Genomic DNA, 25602 nt, shown 5'->3' with positions numbered 1-25602 from the left:
CAGTAAATAATACTTATATAAAACTAAAGAACTAGTTCAGGATATAGGAAATTTACATTACAAATATTTATACATCCTATTTATTTTATGAGTGATATATATGTGACTCGTCATGTTTATTATTAAATTAATCATTAAGTATTTATCAAACCTCTATCTAGCTATCTTTGATTGAAATAGACAGAGAAAAAATTGGGATAATTTGAGGCGCTTTTACTTACAATACATAAGCATATAACGCTTCTTCTATTTGTATATTTGACTCACACCATAAGTAGTCCGAACGCTCGCTGTTCGTTAGGTAAACAGGCCGTAAGGGCGATGATGGATACCATCTCAAATCTCAAGTACAATACCCACCACTCTAATTGACCAAAGAGAATCTAAGCTCAGCATGTGAGAATTGAGCACTGCGAAGTAGGCTTGGATTACGACTAAGGTATAAATTTCAAATGGTTAACAATACTATTCAATGGTTTCCTGGGCATATGCACAAAGCCCGTAAAGAGATCGAAGAAGCCATCCCTCAAATAGATGTCATTATTGAAGTACTGGATGCGCGTATCCCTTTCAGTAGCGAAAACCCGATGATTTCTCAGCTACGCGGCGAAAAGCCAGTAGTCAAAGTGCTGAACAAGCGAGATTTAGCCGACCCGGAGATGACTCAGCTTTGGATCGACCACTTTGAGAAAGAGAACAATGTAAAGGCGATGGCAATTACCACCACCATTCCTCAAGAAGTGAATAAGATCCTCGAACTGTGCCGCAAGTTAGCACCTCACCGTGAAGAGATTGGTAAGAACATTCGCACGATGATCATGGGGATTCCAAATGTGGGTAAATCGACCATTATCAATACCCTAGCTGGCCGTACTATTGCGCAAACAGGTAACCAACCTGCCGTCACTCGCCGTCAGCAACGAATTAACCTGCAAAATGGTATTGTTCTTTCAGATACACCGGGAATTTTGTGGCCAAAGGTGGAAAACCCTCATAGTGGTTTCCGATTAGCGGCAACTGGGGCTGTGAAAGACACTGCAATGGAATACGATGAAGTTGCCTTCTATACCGTTGAGTACCTTGCCAAAGCCTATCCTGAGCGCCTAAAAGAACGCTATCAGATTGAAGAACTTCCAGAGACTGATATTGAGTTAATGGAAGAAATCGGCCGACGTCGCGGCGCTTTGCGCTCTGGCGGACGAGTTGACCTGCACAAATGTTCTGAGATCTTGTTGCACGAGCTACGCAATGGCACCTTGGGGCAACTGACTTTAGAGCGACCTGAAATGATCACTCAAGAGTTGATTGAAGTAGAAATCGAAACCGCTCGCAAGGCAGAAGAGAAAGCGAAGAAGAAAGAAGAACGTCGCAAGCGTTACCTTAAAAACAAACGCTAATTCTCAAACGAAAAATAACAAGGGCAACGTAATGTTGCCCTTTTCTTTATCTGCCGTATATCAATGACTTTTGCTATAGTAACGCAAGGAAAATCACAACGAGACCTTAATCTATGAGAGTGCCTACCAACATCATCACTGGTTTTTTAGGAACAGGGAAAACCACCGCTATCTTAAATCTACTGAAAGAAAAGCCCGAAAATGAAAACTGGGCCGTTTTAGTCAACGAGTTCGGTGAAATCGGTATCGATGGTGCGATGATGACGGACCAAGGAGCGCTGATTAAGGAAGTACCAGGGGGCTGTATGTGCTGCGCAGCGGGTGTACCGATGTCTGTTGCAATTACAGCCCTACTGCGAACTAATCCGGATAGACTTATCGTTGAGCCAACTGGACTTGGCCACGCTCATAAAGTGTTGGCGACATTAACTTCTGCTCAATTTGCTGACTACATCGATTTAAGAGCGACCATTGGTTTAGTTGACCCACGCAACCTCTCTAACCCAAAGTATCTTGAGAATCAGAACTTTAATGACCAACTGGCCATTTCAGACATCATCATTGGTAACAAAGTTGACCAATGTCATGTAAGCGATATTGATACGTTTAGTGACTGGGTAACCGATCAAAACCCTCCAAAGATGTTCTCTCAGCTCGTTAAACAAGGCCGTTTCCCGATTGAGTTGCTTGATAGCCACCGTCGTGATGAGTCGCCGTCCGGTAATATTGAAGAACACCACCATGAACATGCTGAGCAGGAGCCTCAATTCCAATTACCGCCTAACCAACAACTGGTGCGTAAAGAGAATAAAGGACAAGGTTACTTTAGTTGCGGTTGGATTTTTGGTGCTGAAGTTGTATTCAATTTTGATGATCTGTTTTCAGTGTTATCCGACATTACGGCTGAGCGAGTAAAAGGCGTGATGAATACAACCAACGGCTGCTACGCGTTCAACGTGAGTAATGGCGTTGTATCTGTCAATGAGATGAGCTTGGACGGATTTGAAAGCCGTTTAGAAGTGATAGACAGTCAGTTACTCCCTTGGGACGAGTTAGAAAGCGTCCTAAAGAAGATCTCGAGCATATAATAGAATTGCCAAAATGACAAAAGGCGCACCTTAGAAGTGCGCCCTATCCCTCGTTACTCAATCGTGAGTCTGCGAATCAGGTCATCTATATCGTCGCCTGACTATAAACGAGGACTTGAAATAGCTTGTTTGAATCCATCCAAATTGTAGGTAAGGCAGCAATTCCTCCATGCGGGTTGGTTCAGAATGCCTTACACCTTAACTATGGTTCAAATCGCAAATTATGCAAGGGAAGCATGCTGATAAAGTAAGCGATATTGTGATACCTATCCCGAATTTTTTACCGCTTCCTCGCTGTAACAATCCATTCCATCAATTCTGAAATTCAAAATTGCATTCTTGCCGCTATGGTTAATCAAGCACGAGCGTATAATTCTTTGTACATCTCGTCCCACCGACGCACCAAACGAGGCATTTTATTCTATGACCAAGAGAGAGAAAATTAAGCAGTCCCTTATCGCTACTATGCCTAAGGATGTCATTAATCAATTTCTCTCTAAAGACAAAACACCGCTTTCGGTTCTTATTCTCTCCCTTGTTGTGGGAATACTTGCTGGTTTTGTCGGCACCATGTTTGAGTTAGCGGTACACTTTGTTTCTGAACAGCGCACTGACTGGCTAAAAGAAGCCATATCAGGGGTTTTACCACTTTGGCTGGCGGCGTTTTTGATAAGCGCTGCGCTCGCATTCATTGGTTATTTTCTTGTTCATCGATTTGCTCCTGAAGCGGCTGGCTCTGGTATTCCCGAGATTGAAGGCGCCATGGACGGTATTCGCCCAGTCCGTTGGTGGCGCGTCTTGCCAGTTAAGTTCTTTGGCGGGATGGGTGCGTTGGGTTCAGGTATGGTGCTCGGCAGAGAAGGCCCAACCGTGCAAATGGGCGGCGCGATTGGTCGAATGGTCACCGACGTATGCCGAGTTAAAAATGATGATACTAAACACTCGTTACTCGCGTCTGGTGCTGCGGGAGGTTTAGCCGCAGCGTTCAATGCTCCGCTTTCCGGCATCATGTTTGTCGTCGAAGAGATGCGTCCGCAATTTCGCTATTCACTTATCTCAATTAAGGCTGTGATTATTTCGGCAGTATCAGCCAATATTGTCTTCCGTTACATCAACGGACAGAGCGCTGTCATTACCATGCCTCAATACCAGCCACCAGAATTACCAGCACTATGGTTATTCCTACTGCTAGGCATAATGTTTGGAATATTTGGCGTGATTTTTAATCGCCTCGTGACTCTATCTCAAGATTGGTTTGTACGCATCCACCGAAACGATAGAAAACGCTATCTCATCACTGGTAGTTTAATTGGTGGTTGTTTTGGTATTACGTTGCTGTATTTACCCGAAGTGACCGGTGGCGGTATCGGATTAATCCCGAACATTACGAACGGCGGCTACTCAGCTGCGTTCTTGCTGCTGCTCTTCGTTGCGCGCATCGCTACGACGCTGATTTGTTTTGGTTCTGGCGCTCCAGGTGGAATTTTCGCACCAATGCTCGCGCTTGGTACGCTGTTTGGTTACGCTTTTGGACTCATCGCCAAAGGCTTGCTACCTGAATTAGACATCGACCCGGGCATGTTCGCTATTGCTGGTATGGGAGCCCTCTTCGCTGCCACAGTTCGCGCTCCAATTACGGGTATATTGCTTGTCATTGAGATGACCAATAACTACTACCTAATCCTACCGTTAATCATCACCTGCCTTGGCGCGGTTATTTTCGCTCAAATGCTCGGTGGACAGCCAATCTACAGCCAACTATTACATAGAACTTTGAAAAATGAGAAGTTAAGACAGGTAGACCTCCCCAACGAGACGAAATGACAATTGCGTAGCAACCGTTTGGCTTGATATCATCACCGCCAGATTTTTATCGGTTTAATGCTCTGCACTCTCTATTTTTAGAGCATTTACTCATAGCACTCTAGGGATAGATTTGTGAACTGGAAACGTTTCACGCAGTTTCAAAGTGTACCACCGTCACAGGCAGCATTAGCGCTTGGTGTAATCGGTTTGAGCCAGGCATGGGCTCTATATGTACCTGAGGTTGGCGTACCAATTAGACCATTTCTTGCTGGTTTTGGCGCTATCTTACTGTTTCCAGTTCTGGTCAAATACCTGTCTAACTTCAAGACCTTTATCAACGATATTCGCCATCCGCTAAGCGGGAGCCTCATGGCCCCAATGAGTATGGCTTTGTTGATTTTGTGTGATTACCTCGCGGTAATATCACCGATCATCGCTTATCCGCTTTGGTTTGCTTCCTTGCTACTCCATCTCACTATGATGGTGTTATTTTTCGGTTTCCAACTGACTAACTTTAAAATTTCCAACATAGTACCTAGCTGGTTTCTTTATCCCGTTGGCGTAATCAGTAGCTCGTTAGCGGGCAGTCAATTTGGCCATACTGTCTTATCGGAAACCTTAGTTAATACCTGTATAACCATCTATTTCTTCATGCTGCCGCTGGTATTGTATCGCCTTGTTTTTGAAGGAACGTTGCCTAGACGAGCTCGCCCAACACTGGCGATTATGGCCGCGCCAATCAACCTAACACTCGCCACTTACTTGGTAAACTTTGCTGAGCCTGATCCTATCCTAACTGGCGCGTTGGCAGGCATCGCTATCACAATGACGTTGCTAATCTATCTGTGTTACTTCCGCTTGTTACGACTGAAGTTTCAGCCTTCGATTGCTGCCGTTACCTTTCCGTCCGTCATTAGCGCGATCGCCATGTTCCGACTCACGAGCTTCTTTGCAGAAAACTACCCGCGTTGGAGTTGGTTACATAAGTTCGGTTTATTTGAGCTGACGGTAGCGACGGCTTTGGTCATTTGGGTTTCGATTGGCTATGTCAAAATGTACTGGCCTGAGATTTTCACGTCAGAGCACACCAATCAAAGCTAAGCGGAGAAGGCTTTATAGCCAATCGGCTATTTTTCCCAGCAACACATCTTTCCCTGCCGGTTTGATAACGTACCCATCCATTCCCGCTTGGTAAATCTGATTAACCGCCACATCTGAAGAATTGCCAGTATGCGCCAAAATCGGCACGCGTGAATAATTGCTCGTAGAGTTGCGTATCGCATTAGTAGCCTCAAAGCCATCCACGCCCGGCATTTCAATATCCATTAAAATAAGATCGACTGACTGTTGTTCTAATGCTTCCAGTACTTGGCGTCCATCTTGCGCTTGAATGACTTCAAAGCCCTGCTGCTCGAGTATCAGCGAAGTGTAGCTTCTTACCGAACGGTTGTCGTCCGCAATCACGATTGTCTTTTTGCATTCAGGCAACTTGATTGCCAACTCGTCCTTATCTTGTAGAGCTTCAAAAAAGAGTTGGTCTAATACAATGCCAAAGTCTCGCAACAATGTGTTCTTATCAAGTGGATGCGCTGCTAACGATGTTTGTTCAATGAAATGAGATGGTTTGCCCGACTCACCAAGGAAAATTAATCGTCCTTCGGTAAAGTGCAACTTACTCTCTAACGCTTTGAACTCACACTCGCTTATTTGAGATGGCTCAAGATCGATCAAAATAAGGTCATATTCAAATTCATACTCTTCACACGCCAACGCGGTAGCAATATCAACGTTGACTAGTCGGAACCCTTTGTAAAAAGCATGTTCATTAAACATACGCGATACTCGGCCAGTGTTGCCGACATAAAGTACTGATTTTGACTTCATTAGATCCATCTTTATACGATCAACTGCATCCGATTCGTATAATGGAAAACTGAGGGTAAACTCGGTCCAACGCCCTAACTCAGAACGACAAGTAATTCGTCCACCCAACGATTTCATCACCTTTTTGCAAAATGGCAAGCCAAGGCCATAGCTGCGACTTTTTCCATAGGTGTAGAAGTCTTGAAAGACGTGTTTAATGACATCAGGTGGGATACCCGCGCCATTATCAGTAAAGATGAGATGGTTACAATGGGCGTCCTTCTGCAAGCGTATTTCGATCTTAAAATCGTTACCTTCTTGGTAATAAAACGAGTTTTTAAGCAGATTAAACAGTACATATTTCGCCAAAGTATCACTCCCGAAGAACTCGAAATCTTCAGCGCCATTAATGACGATTGCTTGTTTATCTTCTTTACTCTTAAAGGCAAAACTAGACAGTGCACTTTCTATGACCGATTTAATCGAATGCTTTTTAAATGACGATGGTGAGACACGATTTTCGTCAATCGAAGTAAGCAACAAGTCTATCGCTTCGTTACCATTGTCGATCACGCTATTCGCATCACTCAGAACTTCATGAACCGTCTTCAATTCATCAGCCGTTAACTGGGCTCCTTCCGGCTTGCTCATCAATATTGAGTTGACTACTTCAACCGAAGACTTGAGCGCACTAAGTGGATTACGCATTTCATGGGCTATACCAGCACCAAACGACTTTGCAAATGAGACTTTGCTCTCGTGCTCGGTCTGGTTTCTAAAGTAAAACATGTTGCCAAACACATAAGTAAACAAAAAGATGGGCACATAAGGCCAAACAATGTCATTGGCTAACTGTTGCAAGTTAAAACCATACGCAGCAATTCCAGCGGCTAAAATCGCTCCAGTCGCTTGCAATAATACGATCCGAGTTTGATGCACCAAAAGAATATGCAAGAAAATAGACGCTAAAAATGACATCACCCACACGGTATTCCAACCATTTTTAAACATCATAAAACTGAAGAAAAATGGCAGACATATACTCAAAATCACCAGATAAAATTGCGGCATCAGTCGACGCAAAAAAGCAGGCAGATAGTTTCTGACTAGAATAACCGAAAATAGTAAAGTGCAGAACGTACGTAACAATGCACTCTCATATGGTTGAGGGTACAAATAGCTCCAAATATAGTAATAGGCAGGAAATCCAATCGCACCAAACCATCCCACAATGGTGAGATTGGGTTCAGCATATTGATACACCTTACGAATAGCGTCTGAAGTTGCGCCACTCACCGCTTCCATTCTGATTCCAGATTCCAACTTACTCAATTGTTATTATCTTCTTTCTAATGAGTTTGTTTTAGCCAAATTGTCCCTAACGTTATAGGTGACAATCTGGCCACTGTCTAACTTAACACTAAGCCGCGATCACATTTACTGAACTGCCTAGCTTGGTTGACTCTACGTCAATGCGCAGCGACATCTGCTCTTTAAGTTCAGATACGTGCGAAATCAAACCAATAGTACGCCCCATTTGTTGCAAATCGATAAGCGTCTGGATCGCCAGATCTAAAGATTCAGGGTCTAAGCTGCCAAAGCCTTCGTCGATAAACAGCGTCTCTAAACGCACACCACCGCTGTAGGACTGAACAACGTCAGACAGACCTAAAGCAAGTGACAGTGCCGCCATGAAAGACTCCCCGCCGGATAGCGTCGCTACGTCACGTGTTTTGCCTGTATAACTGTCTTCAACTATCAGATCTAAACCACGACCTGCCGCGCCTTTAAAGCCATCGGTCTTGCGCATCAAAATGTAACGCCCTTTACTCATGATGTTCAGACGCTGAGACGCTTGGATCAAGACATCATCAAGCAGCACACCAAGCACAAATCGGTGTAGACTTACGCGACTACCCGTCTTGCCGCTCGCGACGTCATACAAAGTGCCGAAGACTTTATATTCTTGCTCGAGCTTGGTGTTTTGTTGATGAAGTTTGGCGATATCTTGTGCCACTTTATTTAATCGTTCATACGTAGAGCGAGTACTATCTAGCGAATTTCTCGCAACAAGATAGGCTTGCTGTGCATCTTGAACCGCTTGTTCAAACAAAGACAACTCAGGACATGTTTGCTCTGCCAGCGTTTGTTTCAGGTCAACTAAAGTCTGTTCGAGTTTGATGCGTGTTTGGTGGTAATCATTGACCTCTCGCTGCCATTGCTCTACTTGCGCTTCGCTCGCACAACTCGATAAATAGTGTTGTTCATCGCTAAAAGAGGTTGTGGCAAGTGCATCAGTCCAAGCTTGTTCCGCACGGCCTAAATCAGCTTGTGCAGCTTGCTTCGATTCTTGGAATGTCTTGAGCTTACTTTCCAGCGCAGAGTGATTAATGCTTAACGTCTGATGTTGCTGCTTGGCACTCTCCAACTGCTTAGTATATGTTTCAATTCGTTGTTTAACGTCCAGCAAGGCCAGATTAACCGATTCCACATTGTGGTACTTAGCATCAATGCTAGCAGACAATTTATCCAACCGAGCACTGATGTCCTTAAGCTGAGATTCTGTCGCTGCAATGTGCTGGCGCAACTCAACAATTTTCGCTTCACCATTTTCACTGCGTTGATTCAGCTCTTGTACGGCTTGCTCTGACTTAGCTAAATCAATCTTCGCAATCTGTTCCAGTTGGTGCGAGAGAGTCACTAAACGCTGCTCTAGTTCAGGCAGCTCTTGAGATGCATTTACACCAAGATCGGCAACTAGCTCGTCTATTTGAGTTTGGCTATATCTAACTTGAGACTGTTGCTGCTCAAGTGTTGAGTTCAGTTGGTTAAAGTGATTGAGTGCATGTCTCTCAAGTGAACGAGCTTGGTCAACTTCGGCTTTAGTAACTTCTTGCGTTGTGAACGCTGCTGGGCTCGGATGTTCAACGCTACCACATACCGGACATGGCTCACCCTGACTGAGCTTCTTAGCTAGGACGGCTGCTTGCGCACTGTGCCAGTTCATTTCTAGCTGGTCAGCTTGTTTCTGTTTAGCATCGAAATCAGCCTTAGCTACGTCCAGTTGCTGCTGAATTGGCGTTATCTGATTGAGCTGACTCTGATGCTCGCTACGCAGTCGGGCTAGTCTGCTCAGATCAGCACTTAAGCGCTGAAGACGCGACAGCTCCGCCTCTAGAGCTGGCTTTTCGTTCACTTGTAGCTTGAGCTTTTCTAATTCTTGTAACCCGTGTTGCGCTTCAGCGAGCAGCTTTTCTTTGTGTGTGATGTACTTTGTTAAGGTTTCACCTTGCTGAGCCTTGAGTTGTGTCGTCTGAGTTAACTGCCCTTCTAGCTCGGCTTTTTCCAACAATTTGGCTTTAATCGTTTCCAACTGGAACTGTTGCTCCGTTAGCAACGGAATGGCATTAGCTTGCTCTTCCGCTTGAACAACTTGCAGTGATTGCTGCTTAAGTTCTTCTGCAGATTTCGCCACATCTTGGTTTAGCTGGTTTATTTGGCTCTCCAGCTGCAATGAATGCTTGCGCGCATTTTGCCAATTCGAATAGGGAAGATTCAACTTATAGGCACTGTGTGCGATGTTAAGTTGTTGCTCAGTCAATTTAATCTGTTCTGCCAATTCTAAGTGAGAAACGAGCGCTTTGTCGGCGTTTGCTAGCTTCTCAAATTGGCCAACAGTCGTTTGTGCCTTTTGCAGCTGTTCTTTTGTCTGGTTGAGTTCATTTAGCGCTTTTTTTTCAAGTTCAGTAACTTGCTTAAGAGCTTCGGCTTGCACTTGTTGCTGTTGCTTGAGTTCATCTTCGCTACTCACTTCAGCAACTTGTAACGCGCCGCGAATCTGATTGTCGAATTCATCCTTGGCTTTGCTGATCGCACTTGCCTTATCTTTTAGAGCATATTCGATTTTTTTGTAGATATCGGTTTGAAACAGTTGGCCAAAGATCTCTTCACGGTCTTTTGAACTCGCCAGCAATAGTTCGCGAAACTTACCTTGTGGCAGTACCATCACCTGACGAAACTGAGTTTCGTTTAAGCCGATGATATTGGCCACTTCTGTTTTGACCTGAGCTGTTTTGTTGGTGATGAGAGTGTCTTCTTCACCCAACTGGTACAAAACTGCAGTGTGCTTACGTGTTGTCGTTCCCTCGCCCCGAGCTTTTGGCGCTTGTTGTTCCGGCGAACGAACCACTCGATAAACTTTTTCATGTAGCGAAAATTCAAACTCGACTTCTGTCGGTAAATCGATCGCTGCCAAATCACAGCGCATTTGCATACCCAAGCGCTCGTTGCTGGTCGTTTCACCATACAGAGCAAAACAAATTGCATCTAAAATCGAGGTTTTACCCGAACCTGTAGGCCCATTAATTAAGAACAGCGGATTGCTACCCAGCTTGGTAAAGTCGATCACCTCTCGCGTAGCAAAAGGGCCAAACGCCTGCATGGTCAGTTTCAAAGGTTTCATTGCGGGTCCTTACTGCTGATTCAATTGAGTGATGATTTGTTTTAACGCGGTTTCTTGTTCGTCACTCAACTCGCCGTTTTGCGCTTCAAAAAAGAAGTCCTTAAACATATCCATTTCACTACGCGCAAGCTTGGCCTGAGACATTTGCTGCTCAACACCCACTAGCATGCCTGGCTTTTCAAGATGCAGCACATTCGGATATACAGCACGGAGCTTTTCCATAGGATTTAAGATCGCATGATTATCGAGTAAGCGAACCAGCAAATAGTCATCCGGCTTTGGATCGGTCTTCGCGGCTTCAACAATCGCCTGCATTTCACCTTCAATAATTCGCATTTCATGAGGGGCCGTTAAATCAATGTGCGTCGCAGACTTGAATCCGTTTTCGTCTAACTCGACCAGTGTCATGCCTTTCTTCTGATGTTGCTCTGAGAAGCTATATTTCATCAGTGAACCTGAGTAACGAATAAAGTCTTCACCTTTTTTCTGCGGTTGGTGCAAGTGCCCCAATGCCACATAATCGAAGTCAACAAAGTGTTCGTGACTCACACGATCAGAGCCGCCGATAGAAAGCGGACGTTCGGAGTCCGACGCCATTGCTCCATCAACAAAACAATGGCTAACCAGCACATTTCTATGCTCAGGGATGAAGCACTCACGAATCTGCTGAGACAAAAACTGGTGGGCTTCATCATGGCTCGTCACCGACTGTTTGAAGTGATGGCGAACGACTTCTGGATCGTTATAAGGCATGCCATAAAACGCAACGGGGCCGGATTCTGAATCAATCACTACCGGGTTGAGCATATCTTCAAAACTCGAAAGAATATGCAAACCCGAGTCGCGCATTCGTCCAGAGCCAAACCCCAAACGTTGAGCACCATCGTGGTTACCAGGAATTAAGATAATAGGAAGTTTCAACTCACCGCAGACACGATTCACAAACTGATTCATCACCTCTATAGCCGCAGTCGGCGGCACCGAACGATCGTAGACATCACCAGCGATAACTAAAGCATCGACTGAGTTGTTTTCTATGTAGGCAATGATTTGTTCAAGTACTGCTTTTTGATCGTCGAGGAGAGAGACATTGTGAAACTGGCGCCCTAAATGCCAATCAGATGTGTGGAGAAACTTCATGTAAGCCCTGTGTTTTTATTATCGTTTGATTAACTATGATAAACCTCATTAACTGCGATCGCACTGATAAATTTGGTCAGTCATTCAAGTGGCGTTCATGCTGTGAAATTGTCACTGTCATCGACGGTTAAATTTTGCTGAAAACAAACTTCCCCACTCACTTTCAATGCGTAAATCAACTTTATCAAATTATGCAAAAACCGCATATTTTTCAGCTAATTATTCATAAATACAAATGCTATTTATGTGATCAATTGATGAATATTTGTTCTTTTTGGCAGTTACACTCCAGATACAACATTCTGATGAATACCACTACTCGAGTTTGGCTCTCAACCTTCCTTATCTTACCCCTGAGAACCAGCCAACCCGGTAGAGATAACAACAATAAATGCTGCAAATACAACGGACATGAACTTCGGTTCTTTCACATTTGATATGCGGAGAATAAAGATGAAAACTTGGTCTGTAACTTTTTTAGCCAGCGCAGTGGCTGTTGCGCTAAGCGGAAACGCACTCGCTTGTACCGGAATCATCGTCGGTAAAGGCGCGTCAACCGACGGCAGTATTATGATTGCCCGCAACGAAGACTTTGGTATCAATAACTGGAACAAGTATCTAGAGTATCGCTCAGCGCAAGATAATGAAGAAGGAGAATGGAAGCTAGGTAACGGACTTGTTGTCCCTATGCCTAAACACTTCTTCGCCTACTCAGCCATACCAGATTGGGATGCCAAAACTGTCGATAGTGACGGTAAGTTTTACGAAGAGCGCGGCATCAATGAACACAACGTTGCTATTTCGGCGACAACCAGCGCAGAGATCAACGAGAAAGTCGCAAAAGTCGATCCTCTAGTAGAGAACGGTGTGATTGAAGCAATCATTCCTACTCTACTTCTCCCTCAAGCCACCAGCGCTAAGCAAGCGGTTGAACTACTTGGCAACTACATTGAAACCTATGGCGCTGGTGAAGGAAACAGCTTGTACATTGCCGATATTAATGAAGCTTGGCTGTTTGAGATCGGTTCAGGCCATCATTGGATTGCGGTAAAAGTGCCTGATGATAGCTACGCAATGATTGCCAACGGTTTACGAGTTCATGGCGTGGATTTATCAAGCAAAGACGTTCTGCACTCAAAAGGCATGTTCGAGTTTGTTACTGATAACAAGTTACTCGACAAAGCTGACAACAAGTCATTTAACTTCGCAAAGGCGTTTGGTGTCATTGGCGATGAGTACAATATCGACCGAGAATGGTTAGGACAAAAGATGCTTACGCCTTCAAAACATCAGCAAAGTCGTATGGCTCAATACCCACTGTTTATGAAGCCGGACGAAAAAATCTCAGTTGAGGATGTCGCAGAGTTGTTAAGCGCAACCTACGAAGGCACCGCTTTGGAAGGAAAGAGCAAGCGCCCAATCCGTGTAGAACGTCAGTTAGAATCGCATATTATCCAGCTAAGAGAGCAAATGCCAAAAGAGCTTCAAGGCGTTATCTGGCAAAGCTTTGGCGTACTCCCTGAGTCAGTACTCGTACCGCTTTACTCTACGTTGACCGACTATCCAAAAGCGTATCAAATTGGCGATGACACCTACAGCGATGACTCTGCATACTGGCAGTTCCGAAGCTTAACCGCATTGGCAGCGTCGAATCCAGACAAGTATCTACCTCTACTTAAAGAAACTTGGGATAAGGAAGAAACTCGCTTGTATAAGCAAGTCGCGAATTTAGATAAGACACTAGCGACGATGTACAATGAGGACAAACAAGCCGCACTAGATATGGCCGCTGACTATTCTTACGGACAGCTTAAACGCACGTTAAACATAGCAACGGACATCCGTTACAAAATGATGACAGACTTAACTAAGAGCACTGAGAAAAAGTACTCTGCAGAAGAGTTCAAAAAGATCATGAGTTTGTGAGCGTAAGATTCTAGCAAATACATTTTAGATGAAATCCGCCTGTCTAGGGCGGATTTCTACTTAAAAAATAATGTATCGCGACTTAGTTTGCACTTAACTCAACATTATCCGTTTGCTTAACACTTTGACCTGTATAAGATTTAAAAAAGCGTTGACCTTCCTGAAGTTCATATACGTTTTGCTTTATATCAACGAACATAAATTCTTTCTGTCCCCCTTTGCTCAACATATTAATTATGTTTGCATGAGCTTGATCTTTAGCAGAAAAATCCATATTGAAAAAGTGATTTGCACTCACGATCACGCCAGAAATATTGGTATCACTTCCTATTAATTCACCTGCTATATCTGAAAGGAACCTCAATCCTCCCTTTGCGTTTGATACATTATTTTTTATAAAATGGATATCATCCCAATCTATAGGTTCATTTACGCTAGTAAGACTATTAGGATACGCATTTAATACTAACCCATTTAAATTTGAAAAGCTGTTCCCTTTAATATAAACCTTGGAATAATAATTTAACTCTATAGCCGCATTACCGTGCATATCAGAAAATATATTATTCTGTATTAATGCCTTTGATACTGGTTTTCTAGAAGACAGTTTTAGAGAACCTTTTATATTTTTGAACAAGTTTCTCGTAAACGTGATGTTTTCAGTACCGCCAAAATCAGAGCTCCAAACATGCGTAGTGGTAACTTGTGTTACGTTGTAGAAGACATTACTATCCGCGATAAAATTCTTCGAGTTAATTGGCAGTTGAGACGGGTGCGAGCGAGAAGAAGTAACACGAAGTGCGGCATCACCAAAATTAAAAAACTTACTATTTAATACCGAAGAATTTGAAGTACCAGCAAACAATACACCTTGTTCGCCCCACGCATAATGATGGTTGCCTGGTTCATATTGTTGAGTAGTCAACCCATAAAACTCAATACTATCAATCACAAAATTATCAGAGTTGTATATATACATCAAATACTCATCTGAATAGGATGGGCACTTTCTAAAAACAACCTTTCCATTACCCTTTAAAGTAACGTTATTAATCTCTCTAACATAAATAGATGAACATATATCATATACCCCTTCACCTAATAAAACTTCACCTCCCCCTAAATTGGATTTATCAACAATTAACTGTTTAATATCTGGTGCATCATTTAGTCCATCATCGGGAACAGGAGCCGAAAAAGATTTAAATGGCAGTACTGTTGCGAATATAAGTATAAATTTGGTAATTTGTTCTTTCATAAAATCGTCCATACAATGTAAAAGTTATTCCTACTTTACTTAAGCACGTAAGTAGTAACATGCACCAATACACATATAAAGACTCGTTATTGAGATTAGCCTAATAACACCAAACTCTCCACTTTGCTTAAACAGCCACTAAACCCAAAAGCCCCAACACTAGGTGCTGGGGCTTTATTTAGTATATGTAATCAAACAACAGCTACTGCGCTTTACTCTTACAGAACTCAATCGCTGTATTAAGTAGCTCTAGTGCGGTTTGTTCACACTCTGGAAGTTCAGCGTCACTTTTTGCGATAGGCGTGACACGTTCCCCCCATTTGATGTGACCTGCGCCCCACGTTAAACCTGCACCGAATGCGGCAAGTAATAAGTTGTCACCTGGTTTTACAAAACCTTGTTCCAATGACTCGCACAAAGCAATTGGTACTGTCGCGGCAGAGGTATTACCGTAGTTCTGAATATTGACGAACGCTTTCTCTTGCTCAATGCCAGACAAGTCACACAGAGTTTGAATAATGCGGATATTCGCTTGGTGTGGGATAACCACATCTACTTTATCAGTCGTTAGCTCACTGCGTGCCAATACATTTTGAGCTGCAGCACCCATGCCTTTCACCGCACGTTTGAAAATTTCTTTACCGACAAAATCAAAATCCCAGTAGCCGTTATCCGCAGCAAAACGGTCCATGGACGTACCGAACTTCGGCACGGCTAGAATATCGCGACCCGCAGAATCACAACCAAGTTGCGCATTTTGCAGACCAACAGGTTGCTCAGTACGGCTTAGTACAACTGCACCTGAGCCATCACCAAATAACACAGCGGTGTCACGTTTTGTCCAGTCGATGAAGAAAGACAGACGTTCTGCACCGATCACAATCGCGTTACGGTAGTTGCCTGATTGAATCAAACGAGTCGCCGTTTCTAAACCGTAAACAAAACCCGTACAGGCAGCATTTAAATCAAACGCTGCAGCGGCTTTAATACCGAGGTTTTGCGACACTTTAGACGCCGTATTAGGAATCAAGGAGTCTGGCGAACACGTTGCAACGATTAACACATCAACATCATCTGCAGTAATGCCAGCGCACGCCATTGCGTGTTTTGCCGCTACCGTTGCCATATCGGAGGTATTTACATGACTGATACGACGGTTCTGGATACCCGTACGCGATTGAATCCATTCATCTGAAGTATCGAGAAAAGTACTTAAATCATCATTGGAGAGCGTGGCTGGTGGTAGGCATTTACCCCAACCGGTAATTTCTGCATAAAAAGTGGACATTCTGAGCCTTTTACTTCTAATTTGTTATTTGAGTCACTCGACCTAACAGAGTATAACTACCCTTTATCCGTGGTGTCATCTAAATGAAAATATCGACATCACACTTGAATACAAAAAGCAGAGAAAAAGTCATGTCTACATTCAACACTCGCTGTCCATCTTGCTCAGGTGTCAATCGCGTCCCTGCTGAACGTGTCTCAGAAAGCCCAAAATGCGGCAAATGCCAATCCCCACTTTTGGACGGTGCGCCTGTAGAAGGAACCGAGTTAAACCTCGACACTATTTTGCAAAGCGAACAACCAGTCGTAGTTGATTTTTGGGCACCTTGGTGCAACCCATGTGTCGGTTTTGCTCCCGTGTTTTCTGATGTTTCCAATGAGCGTTCAGGAAACGTGCGATTTGTAAAAGTTGATACCGAAGCCCAGCAAAACATAGCGGCTAAGTATCAAATTAGAAGCATTCCAACCATTATGGTATTCAAGCAAGGGAAAAGAGTGGATGTTATTAATGGTGCATTACCAAAAGGTCAGTTTGATCAATGGTTAAATCAGGCTTTGACCAAATAATACGTCATTTTTAAGTTGCAATTTAATAAGCCGAAGTAGCCTAATTCTTCGGCTTTTTTATGCTCTTTTAGCACATAAACAACGATAAACAATTTTAATCGTCAAGAAAAAAACATTTCGTTTTACCTCACCTCTTTTTCACCCCATATTCGCCGCGATAACCTAGACATATTTAGCATTAAATTCAGTACACAGTTGTTTTAAGGTAAGCAGGAAATCGCTTAAACAGGCACGGAGAAACGCCAAGATATTTCGCAACAAAACGCAGCAATTCATACCTCATATTGTTACGTTCGTTGTTGTTTGCGATTAGCCATAAAACAACCCCGTCCAACTGAGTTTAGTGTATTTCAACCTATCGAGGCGAAGACGTTGGACAACACACTAGCTCCTGCACCTAAAGCGCGTATTTCTGTGCCTGTTATAGCGCTAGCTTTATATGCTGTGGCTTCAGGCTACTTAATGAGCCTAATCCCATTGATGCTGCCGCACTACGGTTTGGACAACTCTCTTGCAAGTTGGCTAGCAAGTGCTTTTTACGCTGGCTTATTGGTCGGTGCCATTGGCATTGAGCCGCTAGTGACTAGAGTCGGTCATAAGAATGCGTTCGCCCTATGCCTAGCAGGCTTCATTGCAACCATTATGGTGTTGCCAGCGTTTAGTGTGTCTAGCGTTTGGTTAGCAGCTCGCTTTGTGGCTGGTATTGCTGTTGCAGGTGTGTTTGTGATTGTCGAATCTTGGTTGCTACACGGTGATGAATCTGCGCGCGCAAAACGCTTGGGTTTATACATGGGGGCGCTTTATGGCGGTACCTCAATCGGTCAACTTGGTATCGGCATTTTAGGCGTTTCTGGTGGTGTGCCATTCATCGCAATTTCAACCGTGCTGTTAATTGCGATTGCTGTGTTGCTATTTGGTGAATCTGACCAACCTGAAAGCGCGCAAAGTACACCGCTATCTCTAAAACAGATCACTAAGCTTAACCATGCGGCGATCATTGGTTGCGTTGTATCTGGTCTGACTCTAGGTGCGATTTATGGTCTGATGCCATTAGAGCTATCTGAGCGCGGTATCTCAAACGACAACCTAGGCAGCTTAATGGCTTTGATCATTCTAGGGGGTATGGCAGTGCAACCTTTAGTACCTATCATGTCAAAGTACTTTGGCCGCATTTTCTTAATGGCGATTTATTGTTTGCTTGGCGTTGCAGCGATTGCAATTACAACCACCAGCAATGACATGAACGTACTTGGCGCTGGCTTATTTGTTTTGGGTATGGCGGTGTTTGCCCTTTACCCTGTCGCGATCAACCTTGGTTGCGACAAGCTAGACGCAAGCTACATTGTCTCTGCGACACAGGTGATGCTATTTAGCTACAGTGTCGGTTCAGTTGCGGGTCCTGTCTTGGCTGACTGGTTTATGCTAGGTTCACAAGGCTTGATGGGTTACCTATTCGCGACCTTACTTGCGACATGCATTTACATGTTACTCGCGAGTGTAAAGACGAAACGTCAAGCAGTGGCTGGCGAGTAACACCCATCACTAAGTTCAATAAAGGAGAGCTTTGGCTCTCCTTTTTGTTATCTATTGCTCACTTTCTCCAATCTCTTAGCGCGATTGGTTGCATTCTTTGGCGGCATCTCAGGCGCGGGCTTACGCTCAAGGAACAAATGTCTTATTGAAAGAATTGGATGCGGTAACAGCATTCTGGGTCCAGAAAATCGCATCACTGCTTTCATGTTTTGCTTAGGCTCTGGTTTGTAGCAGTGAATCGGACACTTATTGCATGTGGGCTTCTCTTGTCCATACGGACAACGGTCAAGGCGAGTCTCCGCATAAGCCAACAGCTCTTGGCACTCGTTGCACAACTTCCCCTTAGTATCATGGTGACTACGGCAATAGATATACATCATTGCACACACGGTTTTGTGCTCTGTCAGCAACTTGCCTTCTAAAATTTCAGTATGGATGTGTTTCATTTCTTAACAGTAATCGATAGTTCAGCAATAGAACTCCGAGTGTAACAACTTTCCTAGTGACAACTTTGACGTAAGTAAAGTCCGTTTCGATTAGCAGACCTTGAGGCAGAATCCTATCAATACTGATCGAAACACCTACACTTAACTATAAAGGTTAAAAACAAACTCGCTAAGGATTTGGAGGCAAACAATGCGTTACTTTCTTGGCATGATGCTTCTAGTCATCAGCACACATTACTCGTTGGCTTACCCTGTTCATTCGGGACAGTGGACACATCGTAGTGTTATATATTTCGCACCAAGTAATGACGAACACGTTAAACAGTTCTTACTGGAATCCATTATCAACGACTGCAACCTGGAAGAACGTGACATTGTCACTCTAGTTATTACTGAAGACGGCTACACTGCTCCAAGCTGGATCAAAGAGATATTTGACCTGCGACAAATGTTTCTGATTTATGGCGTAACACCCGGAAAACACACTGCGATTTTAATTGGCAAAGATGGGGCTGAGAAACTTCGCTGGGGAAAAGAAACCAACTGGGAAAGCGTAATGAAGACTGTTGACCTAATGCCAATGAGGCAGAAAGAGATGGAAAAGAGAACGAGTCCGTGTTTGGCTTAACCTGAAAATGGAGGCGCGTCCCGGAGTCGAACCGAGGTCCACGGATTTGCAATCCGCTGCATAGCCACTCTGCCAACGCGCCCCTTAAACATGTTTTGATGGTGCCCCGGGCCGGACTTGAACCGGCATAACGCGAACGTCGAGAGATTTTAAATCTCTTGTGTCTACCAATTCCACCACCAGGGCAACGCAATACTGCGATGGCAACACCATCTCGATACCTATAGGGGGAAGTATCGAGCTCTCACGACTTACGCCGTAAAAGCGATGCCTACTTTATCGAATCAGGATGATAGATCAATAAAAAATCCATATTTATCAATCAACTGGATAATAAACATACCGTACTGTTGAAAAGACAAACATAAAGATTAAAAGCTATACACCTGCATGCTTATAAGATTGGAATAAATTATCGAACAGTAGAGGTTTAGCCAGCCACATAAGCGATAAGTTGGTTACTCAAATTACGCAACACACCCGGTTCAGGGTTAGTATGAGACATTGTCCTCATGCCATAGATGCCCATAACCAAAAACTCTGCCAGTTGGCGTGCGTCTCTGTTTGGCGCAATTTCATTCTTGTCTAACATCAGTTGGATCTTTTCAGTCAGCATGTGGTGCCAGTTGTTGAGCATGTCACTGATCATGCTCTCGACTTCATCATCTTGTCGAGACAACTCGTTCATCGCTTTTTGTAATAAGCAGTCTTGGATTTCTTCGCGCTCACACTCTTCAAGCACGTGTTCCATATAGTCTTTAAGACCTTCAAACACTGTCTCATGCTTATCAAATACTTGGTGAAACCAGTCGGTTTGATCCAGTTGATATTGCTCTAGCGCTGCAATCAACAAACCACGTTTGTTCTCAAATGCACAGTAAATGGAACCCGGATGCAGACCTGTCGCGCGCTTAAGATCTTGCATACTGGTTTTGCCATAACCTTTTTCAACAAACATTGTCATCGCTGACCTCAGTACATACTGACGATCAAATTCCGCACTTCGCATAGTTTCACTCACATAACTAACAACAGCAGGATTTTACACAATTTTGAATGATTGTTCAAAAAACAACTTGAATGAACATTCAAAAAAGTCTAACTTGAATAGGAATTCAAGAATAACTTATCGAGAGAGAATTATGGAAAATCTATTTCAGCCTTTTAAACTCAACGATACCATCACGCTTAATAACCGCGTTGCAATGGCGCCACTGACACGCTGTATGGCGGATGAAAACCTTGTACCAACTGATGCGATGGTCGAATATTACGGACGTCGTGCCGATGCAGGTTTGATCATTACTGAAGCGACACAAATCAGCGCTGATGCACAAGGCTATCCAAACACACCAGGGCTGTATACCGCTGAACAAATCCAAGGATGGCGTAAAGTCACCGAGCGCGTTCATCAAAATGGTGGCAAAATCTTTGCTCAGATCTGGCATACAGGTCGCGTAGCCCACCCTTCTTTCTTTGGTGGTGACTCTGTACTTGCTCCTTCTGCCTTAGGCGTAGAAGGTACTGTGCCACGTATGCGTCATCTCAACTACATTACGCCGACCCCTGCGACAAAATCAGACATCAAACGCTTGGTTGCTGACTTTCAACAAGCAGCGATTAACGCAATTGAAGCAGGATTTGATGGCATTGAGATTCATGGCGCGAACGGCTATTTAGTAGACCAGTTCCTTCACTACAGCAGTAACCAACGTGATGACGAATATGGCCAAACTCCAGAAAACATGTCTCGTTTTGCACTAGAAGTGGTTGATGCGATTTCAGAGGTGATTGGTGCTGACCGCACTGGTTTACGTCTATCTCCGGGTGGCTATTTTAATATTGAGCCAGACGCTCGTGACCGCCAAGTGTTTGATTATCTGTTAGCAGAATTAGAAACACGTGATTTAGCTTATCTGCACGTAGGCATTTTTGATGACGCACAAGTGTTTGAACACCTTGATGGCACGGCGTCACAGTACATGCGTAATCACTATGGTAAAACTCTCATGGGTGTTGGCGGCTTTAGTGCAGAGACTGGCGCGCAGGCAATCCAAGACGGTAAGTTTGATTTGCTTGCAATCGGTAGACCATTCATCGCAAACCCTGATTACATCCAGAAAGTGAAGGATCAACAGCCATTAGTTGAGTACAGCGAAGAGATGCTAACCACGCTTGTTTAAGCTTTGGATATAACAAACTAAACCTAAAATGCCTCGACAAATAAGTTGGGGCATTTTGTTAGCTCTATCTCACAACCATTTGATTATTCAATAATCTTGACCTAGTACATTCACAGCGTTTTTCTCACCATCTATACTAGCGTTAAATCTATCTTGTCTGGAAAAACGCAGCTATGGCGAGCACCACCGAAACTTCCCTCAAGAGAACAACCGTTGTTCTCGTTAGCCTAATTGTCTTTGCACTTCTCTTTCATATCATTGGCGACAGAAAAATTCCGTCCACTGAGCTAAGTCGTGTCCGTAGCTACGTTGTACCGATTACACCTCAAGTCAGCGGTTCAATTAAGCAAGTGATCATCCAACCGAACCAAGAAGTGCAACCTGGGGATGTGTTGTTGCAGATTGACCCAACGGATTACCAACTTCAACTAGAGAAAGCGCAGTACAACTTGCAATTGGCGGGTCAAGAAGTCGGTGCCCAAACCGCCACAATAGACGCTGCTCAAGCACGTTTGAGCGAAGCACAAGCGAATTTAGATAACGTACGTCAGCAGACAAATCGCGTACTTGCTTTGGTAGAGAGAAACCTACTCCCAGTCGCGGAGAAAGATCAAGCTCAGAGCCAACTTTCCAGCGCACAAGCCAACGTCAGACGAGCAACAGCCGATTTAAACCAAGCTAAACAAGCGTTAGGTAAAGCGGGACAAGAAAACGCCAAAGTGCAAGCCGCGCTTAGAGCCTTGCAGATTGCTCAACTCAACCTTGAACGCACGACTCTGCGCGCACCGGCTCACGGAGGCGTATCAAATTTCCGCTTAGAAGAAGGGTTTTACGCCAACGCCGGTCAGCCGATTATGTCTTTTCTCTCTATCGACGACATCTGGGTTGAAGCCTACTTTAGAGAAAACAGCCTCGAACATATCCACCCTGGAGACAAAGTTGAAATGACCCTCGATTTTGCACCAGGCCGAGTGTTTAAAGGCGAAGTGGTCTCAACCGATTACGGCGTAAACTGGGGACAAAGCGAACAACTTGGGCAACTGGCGAATATCAATCCTCAGGTTGGTTGGCTTCGCGACGTTCAGTATTTCCCTGTGACGATAAAGTTCGCTGATGATGAAGCATTTGGCTTACGCCGAGTGGGTGGACAAGCTGATGTAATCGTTTATTCAGACAACAGCAACTTCTTGTTTGATTTGCTTGGCAAAGCATGGATTAGAATTGTTAGCGTGATGTCGTATGTTCGATAAATTCAGTAGCTCAGGAAGAGCAACGCTGCGCTTTACCCTCGCAATGACATTTGCCATTGCACTGACAGCAATGTTCGACTGGACACTTGACTACATAATGCCCGTACTGCTGGCGAAATTTTTAGTCGGCAAACAAGCGCCAACTTGGCACACAGTCTATGAACTGATGCTTGGGATGCTATGCTTAGTCGCAATTGCTGGCGTAGCGTCGCTAGGGCTAAATCAATATCCATTTCCGATGCTGCTCACCATTGCGCTTGTGATGTTTTGGAGTTACTACGCGTTTATCGACCCGAAATGGAACTTCCTCGCCACTTTAACGCTATTTGGCATCGTGGTGATTCCATTTTTCGGCGAAGGTTACTCCAACCAATCCCTATTGGTCGCTTTGAGCATTGCAGCATCAGGAGCCATTGCAATCTTATTGTTTGTTCTGATTAATATCTTGATACCCCACCAAAGCAAACATTCCGAGGAAAAAGCGGAACTGCTACCCACTCAGGAGAGAATTAAAGAAAGTGCTCGAGCATTAGTGATTGCATTTCCGATTGTATGCATCATCTATTGGTTTGGAACCAAAGATCATTTGCTCTTCATGATTTTTGTCACGCTTTTATCTTTACAAGCTACCGTCGAAAAAAGTACCAAAGTTAGTATTTATCTTATATTTACCAATAGCTTAGGAGGATTATTTGCTTTAGCTGCGCTGACGCTGGTAAGTTTAAATCCGAGTATCGAGTTCTATGTGCTACTGACCGGCACTTTGTGCTTTATCGCCGCCCAAAAGATTTTTTCTCCTAGCGCTAAAGTGGCAATTTATACTGGTGTATTCGACGCCTTTCTCGTCATCCTTTTATCTGTCGCTCAATCACCAGAAGGTGATTTTGCCGCCAGCTTCTATCAGCGCATCATACAGATTTTTGTCGTCAGCATTTATATGATCGTTGCGGCGGCTGTAATGGATTTATACATGGCAAAGAAATCACTGACAGAAGGCAAACCACTCACTTTTGAGAATAATTAGAATCCGCGCAGATTTTGTAAAAAGCCATTGAGTGGCTCACAAACTCTGCGCAACAATTTCAAAAGGATTTTGTCTTTTTCACTTCATTTTCCATACTTATAAGTGTCTACACTTCGCCATAATCGACTGATTCACTGAAAATTTTCCCTCTCGATGCCGCGACAAGACGATTTTCATGCATAGATTGAAATGGAGTTACTTCAATGCTTGAGCAAATCATCGCCGTTCTTGAAATGACGTTGTTTACCTTTAATGAACGCCCTATCACCGTGTGGGCTGTATTAATGATACCAACATGGATAATCCTCAGCCTTTGGTTATCTAGAGTGGTGATCAAAACCATCTCTTCACGCCTTTCAAAAGCAGGTAAAGACCCGAACCTGATCCATTTAGTAGAGCGAATTTTGTTCGTGCTATCGCTAGCGGTTATTTTTCTTACCTCACTATCCATGATCAACATACCTATTACCGCCTTTGCTTTTCTCTCGGGTGCAATCGCGATTGGTTTTGGTTTTGGCGCACAGAACATCATCAACAATTTTATTAGTGGTTGGATTCTTATTGGGGAGAAACCCATTCGTCTGGGCGATTTTCTGGAAATTGACGGTGCAAAAGGCACAGTTGAGCAAATTAATACGCGCTCAACCCGAATCCGGCGCGTTGACGGCGTTCATATGCTGATACCAAACAGCAAACTACTCGAAAACACTGTCGTCAACTGGACACTAAGAGATAAGTTAGTCAGAGGCTCAGTCAGCGTTGGCGTCGCTTATGGCAGTGACGTAAAGCTAGTTGCTAAACTGATGCAAGAGATAACCGCTAAGCAAGAGCAAGTGCTCCCTAGCCCGGCGGCTGAAGTGTTCTTTCAAGACTTCGGTGACAATGCGTTGGTGTTCGAGTCCTATTTTTGGATTAACTCAAAGGCAGATGGTGGAATACGTAAAGTAAGCAGTCTAATCCGATTTGAGATTGACGAAGTATTCAAACAACACGGCATCGAAATCGCCTTTCCACAGCGTGATGTGCATTTGGATGGCGCGATTCATATCGTTCGCAGCAAGTCCTAAATTACTCTATGCAAAAACACAGGAACCGCGAGTGATCACGGCTCCTGTGCTTTAACTTTAACAGCTTCAGCAGTTGTTATTTGCTCGCAATCTTGCTGTCTAGAGAGAACTTACCAGCACCAGAGATAGCCAGTGACACACTCGCAGCTAGCAAGGCTAAACCAAACTCATAACCGTTGTTTGCCATGAACAAACCGTTAGCAAAATGCACCGAGAAAATCGCCACTAACATAGTGAATGACAACGCAACTGCGGCTGGACGAGTCAGTAAACCAAGAAGAATAAACAAACCACCAAAGAACTCAGCACTGCCCGCTAAGAATGCCATCACAACACCAGGACCTAAGCCGATTGACGCCATCCATTGACCTGTACCTTCCAAGCCATAGCCGCCAAACCAACCAAACAACTTCTGTGCACCGTGCGCCATAAAAATAATGCCAATTGGAAAACGTAGTGCAAGTGTTTCGTATCCTGCTTTTGATTCTGCTAATTTCTTGATTAATGCGTTCATGTCTATATCCTCAAAATTTTCAAACAAGCAATGAAAAGTCTAATTTGTTGCCTCTCATGCGTTGAAATAAAGTTTAGGTGGTTTGGCCAAGATTAAAAATCGACAAAACCCGATATAGACATTCAAAATTTTCGAACAAGATAACATCCGCCGTTAAGATCAA

At 44.0% G+C, this 25602-nt stretch carries 20 protein-coding genes and 2 tRNA genes; 12 read left to right on the top strand and 10 right to left on the bottom strand.

All coding sequences use genetic code 11. From position 1 onward, the window contains the following. The first annotated feature begins 452 nt into the window (after positions 1 to 452). The 4 genes from ylqF (at position 453) to AKJ31_RS02635 (ending at position 5392) form a co-directional block, all read left to right on the top strand. Complete coding sequence (gene ylqF, locus AKJ31_RS02650) at positions 453 to 1397, top strand: ribosome biogenesis GTPase YlqF (protein ID WP_053407533.1); 945 nt, start codon at positions 453 to 455, stop codon at positions 1395 to 1397. A gap of 113 nt (positions 1398 to 1510) precedes the next feature. Next, entirely contained in the window at positions 1511 to 2485 is a 975-nt protein-coding gene (locus AKJ31_RS02645; protein WP_053407532.1) for a CobW family GTP-binding protein, read from the top strand. Positions 2486 to 2908: 423 nt separating this feature from the next. Then, positions 2909 to 4309, top strand: a complete 1401-nt coding sequence (gene clcA / locus AKJ31_RS02640) for a H(+)/Cl(-) exchange transporter ClcA (RefSeq protein WP_053407531.1) — start codon at positions 2909 to 2911, stop codon at positions 4307 to 4309. Between the two features lie 114 nt (positions 4310 to 4423). Continuing rightward, positions 4424 to 5392: a TDT family transporter gene (locus AKJ31_RS02635; protein WP_053407530.1), complete on the top strand. Its 969-nt coding sequence runs from the start codon at positions 4424 to 4426 to the stop codon at positions 5390 to 5392. Between the two features lie 12 nt (positions 5393 to 5404). On the opposite strand, the gene AKJ31_RS02630 is transcribed toward AKJ31_RS02635, so the two are convergent. The 3 genes from AKJ31_RS02630 to AKJ31_RS02620 form a co-directional block, all read right to left on the bottom strand. Then, positions 5405 to 7459: an ATP-binding response regulator gene (locus AKJ31_RS02630; RefSeq protein ID WP_053407529.1), complete on the bottom strand. Its 2055-nt coding sequence runs from the start codon at positions 7457 to 7459 to the stop codon at positions 5405 to 5407. A gap of 115 nt (positions 7460 to 7574) precedes the next feature. Continuing rightward, positions 7575 to 10616, bottom strand: a complete 3042-nt coding sequence (locus AKJ31_RS02625; RefSeq protein WP_053407528.1) for an SbcC/MukB-like Walker B domain-containing protein — start codon at positions 10614 to 10616, stop codon at positions 7575 to 7577. Positions 10617 to 10625: 9 nt separating this feature from the next. Beyond that, the gene (locus AKJ31_RS02620; RefSeq protein WP_053407527.1) at positions 10626 to 11756 is read right to left on the bottom strand and encodes an exonuclease SbcCD subunit D; all 1131 of its coding nucleotides are present in this window, start codon (positions 11754 to 11756) and stop codon (positions 10626 to 10628) included. 453 nt (positions 11757 to 12209) lie between these two features. Between AKJ31_RS02620 and AKJ31_RS02615 the strand changes: the two genes are divergently transcribed. Then, positions 12210 to 13682 carry a C69 family dipeptidase gene (locus tag AKJ31_RS02615; protein WP_053407526.1) on the top strand — a complete coding sequence of 491 codons (1473 nt, stop codon included), beginning with the start codon at positions 12210 to 12212 and terminating at the stop codon, positions 13680 to 13682. An 82-nt stretch (positions 13683 to 13764) separates the two neighbouring features. Here the strand turns inward: AKJ31_RS02615 and AKJ31_RS02610 are convergent, their stop codons facing one another. Both AKJ31_RS02610 and AKJ31_RS02605 read right to left on the bottom strand, forming a co-directional pair. Then, positions 13765 to 14940 carry a right-handed parallel beta-helix repeat-containing protein gene (locus AKJ31_RS02610; protein ID WP_072161227.1) on the bottom strand — a complete coding sequence of 392 codons (1176 nt, stop codon included), beginning with the start codon at positions 14938 to 14940 and terminating at the stop codon, positions 13765 to 13767. A 202-nt stretch (positions 14941 to 15142) separates the two neighbouring features. After that, positions 15143 to 16228 carry a ketoacyl-ACP synthase III gene (locus AKJ31_RS02605; protein ID WP_053407525.1) on the bottom strand — a complete coding sequence of 362 codons (1086 nt, stop codon included), beginning with the start codon at positions 16226 to 16228 and terminating at the stop codon, positions 15143 to 15145. Positions 16229 to 16359: 131 nt separating this feature from the next. Here AKJ31_RS02605 and trxC point away from each other — a divergent pair, with 131 nt between their 5' ends. Both trxC and AKJ31_RS02595 read left to right on the top strand, forming a co-directional pair. After that, a complete protein-coding gene (gene trxC, locus AKJ31_RS02600) occupies positions 16360 to 16794 on the top strand; it encodes a thioredoxin TrxC (RefSeq protein WP_053407524.1) in 435 nt (144 codons plus the stop codon). Positions 16795 to 17166: 372 nt separating this feature from the next. After that, positions 17167 to 18327: an MFS transporter gene (locus tag AKJ31_RS02595; RefSeq protein WP_053407523.1), complete on the top strand. Its 1161-nt coding sequence runs from the start codon at positions 17167 to 17169 to the stop codon at positions 18325 to 18327. Positions 18328 to 18374: 47 nt separating this feature from the next. Here the strand turns inward: AKJ31_RS02595 and AKJ31_RS02590 are convergent, their stop codons facing one another. Beyond that, the gene (locus AKJ31_RS02590) at positions 18375 to 18773 is read right to left on the bottom strand and encodes a nitrous oxide-stimulated promoter family protein (protein WP_053407522.1); all 399 of its coding nucleotides are present in this window, start codon (positions 18771 to 18773) and stop codon (positions 18375 to 18377) included. A 190-nt stretch (positions 18774 to 18963) separates the two neighbouring features. Between AKJ31_RS02590 and AKJ31_RS02585 the strand changes: the two genes are divergently transcribed. Beyond that, entirely contained in the window at positions 18964 to 19401 is a 438-nt protein-coding gene (locus tag AKJ31_RS02585) for a DUF4174 domain-containing protein (RefSeq protein ID WP_053407521.1), read from the top strand. 8 nt (positions 19402 to 19409) lie between these two features. Here AKJ31_RS02585 and AKJ31_RS02580 read toward each other — a convergent pair. The 3 genes from AKJ31_RS02580 to AKJ31_RS02570 form a co-directional block, all read right to left on the bottom strand. Beyond that, positions 19410 to 19483, bottom strand: a tRNA-Cys gene (locus AKJ31_RS02580). A gap of 17 nt (positions 19484 to 19500) precedes the next feature. Further along, positions 19501 to 19587, bottom strand: a tRNA-Leu gene (locus AKJ31_RS02575). 244 nt (positions 19588 to 19831) lie between these two features. Further along, complete coding sequence (locus AKJ31_RS02570; RefSeq protein WP_053407520.1) at positions 19832 to 20410, bottom strand: TetR/AcrR family transcriptional regulator; 579 nt, start codon at positions 20408 to 20410, stop codon at positions 19832 to 19834. Between the two features lie 130 nt (positions 20411 to 20540). Between AKJ31_RS02570 and AKJ31_RS02565 the strand changes: the two genes are divergently transcribed. From AKJ31_RS02565 to AKJ31_RS02550, 4 genes are all read left to right on the top strand, one after another. Beyond that, positions 20541 to 21584: an alkene reductase gene (locus AKJ31_RS02565; RefSeq protein WP_211263038.1), complete on the top strand. Its 1044-nt coding sequence runs from the start codon at positions 20541 to 20543 to the stop codon at positions 21582 to 21584. A gap of 173 nt (positions 21585 to 21757) precedes the next feature. Then, positions 21758 to 22834, top strand: coding sequence for an HlyD family secretion protein (locus AKJ31_RS02560; RefSeq protein ID WP_053407518.1), 1077 nt, complete (start codon positions 21758 to 21760; stop codon positions 22832 to 22834). Further along, positions 22824 to 23858 (top strand): DUF2955 domain-containing protein, encoded by a 1035-nt coding sequence (locus tag AKJ31_RS02555; RefSeq protein WP_053407517.1) that lies wholly within the window; start codon positions 22824 to 22826, stop codon positions 23856 to 23858. The genes AKJ31_RS02560 and AKJ31_RS02555 overlap by 11 nt, the downstream gene beginning before the upstream one ends. A gap of 203 nt (positions 23859 to 24061) precedes the next feature. Then, a complete protein-coding gene (locus AKJ31_RS02550; RefSeq protein WP_053407516.1) occupies positions 24062 to 24925 on the top strand; it encodes a mechanosensitive ion channel family protein in 864 nt (287 codons plus the stop codon). 76 nt (positions 24926 to 25001) lie between these two features. On the opposite strand, the gene AKJ31_RS02545 is transcribed toward AKJ31_RS02550, so the two are convergent. Next, on the bottom strand, positions 25002 to 25439 hold the full coding sequence (locus AKJ31_RS02545) for a DoxX family protein (RefSeq protein ID WP_053407515.1): 438 nt from the start codon (positions 25437 to 25439) through the stop codon (positions 25002 to 25004). Between the last annotated feature and the right edge of the window lie 163 nt (positions 25440 to 25602).

It is taken from the genome of Vibrio hepatarius (assembly GCF_001274785.1).
Taxonomy (GTDB): Bacteria; Pseudomonadota; Gammaproteobacteria; order Enterobacterales; family Vibrionaceae; genus Vibrio; species Vibrio hepatarius.
The sequence above is the reverse complement of the archived record's forward strand: the minus strand, read 5'-3'. Positions and strand labels throughout refer to the sequence as shown.

Excerpts from the sequence above, each read along its gene's own strand:
- AKJ31_RS02620 (WP_053407527.1), bottom strand. The coding sequence starts at position 11,756 with ATGAAGTTTCTCCACACATCTGATTGGCATTTAGGGCGCCAGTTTCAC.
- AKJ31_RS02605 (WP_053407525.1), bottom strand. The coding sequence starts at position 16,228 with ATGTCCACTTTTTATGCAGAAATTACCGGTTGGGGTAAATGCCTACCA.
- AKJ31_RS02610 (WP_072161227.1), bottom strand. The coding sequence starts at position 14,940 with ATGAAAGAACAAATTACCAAATTTATACTTATATTCGCAACAGTACTG.
- trxC (WP_053407524.1), top strand. The coding sequence starts at position 16,360 with ATGTCTACATTCAACACTCGCTGTCCATCTTGCTCAGGTGTCAATCGC.
- clcA (WP_053407531.1), top strand. The coding sequence starts at position 2,909 with ATGACCAAGAGAGAGAAAATTAAGCAGTCCCTTATCGCTACTATGCCT.
- AKJ31_RS02560 (WP_053407518.1), top strand. The coding sequence starts at position 21,758 with ATGGCGAGCACCACCGAAACTTCCCTCAAGAGAACAACCGTTGTTCTC.
- AKJ31_RS02545 (WP_053407515.1), bottom strand. The coding sequence starts at position 25,439 with ATGAACGCATTAATCAAGAAATTAGCAGAATCAAAAGCAGGATACGAA.
- AKJ31_RS02585 (WP_053407521.1), top strand. The coding sequence starts at position 18,964 with ATGCGTTACTTTCTTGGCATGATGCTTCTAGTCATCAGCACACATTAC.
- AKJ31_RS02625 (WP_053407528.1), bottom strand. The coding sequence starts at position 10,616 with ATGAAACCTTTGAAACTGACCATGCAGGCGTTTGGCCCTTTTGCTACG.
- AKJ31_RS02630 (WP_053407529.1), bottom strand. The coding sequence starts at position 7,459 with ATGGAAGCGGTGAGTGGCGCAACTTCAGACGCTATTCGTAAGGTGTAT.
- AKJ31_RS02550 (WP_053407516.1), top strand. The coding sequence starts at position 24,062 with ATGCTTGAGCAAATCATCGCCGTTCTTGAAATGACGTTGTTTACCTTT.
- AKJ31_RS02645 (WP_053407532.1), top strand. The coding sequence starts at position 1,511 with ATGAGAGTGCCTACCAACATCATCACTGGTTTTTTAGGAACAGGGAAA.
- AKJ31_RS02590 (WP_053407522.1), bottom strand. The coding sequence starts at position 18,773 with ATGAAACACATCCATACTGAAATTTTAGAAGGCAAGTTGCTGACAGAG.
- ylqF (WP_053407533.1), top strand. The coding sequence starts at position 453 with ATGGTTAACAATACTATTCAATGGTTTCCTGGGCATATGCACAAAGCC.
- AKJ31_RS02615 (WP_053407526.1), top strand. The coding sequence starts at position 12,210 with ATGAAAACTTGGTCTGTAACTTTTTTAGCCAGCGCAGTGGCTGTTGCG.
- AKJ31_RS02555 (WP_053407517.1), top strand. The coding sequence starts at position 22,824 with ATGTTCGATAAATTCAGTAGCTCAGGAAGAGCAACGCTGCGCTTTACC.
- AKJ31_RS02570 (WP_053407520.1), bottom strand. The coding sequence starts at position 20,410 with ATGCGAAGTGCGGAATTTGATCGTCAGTATGTACTGAGGTCAGCGATG.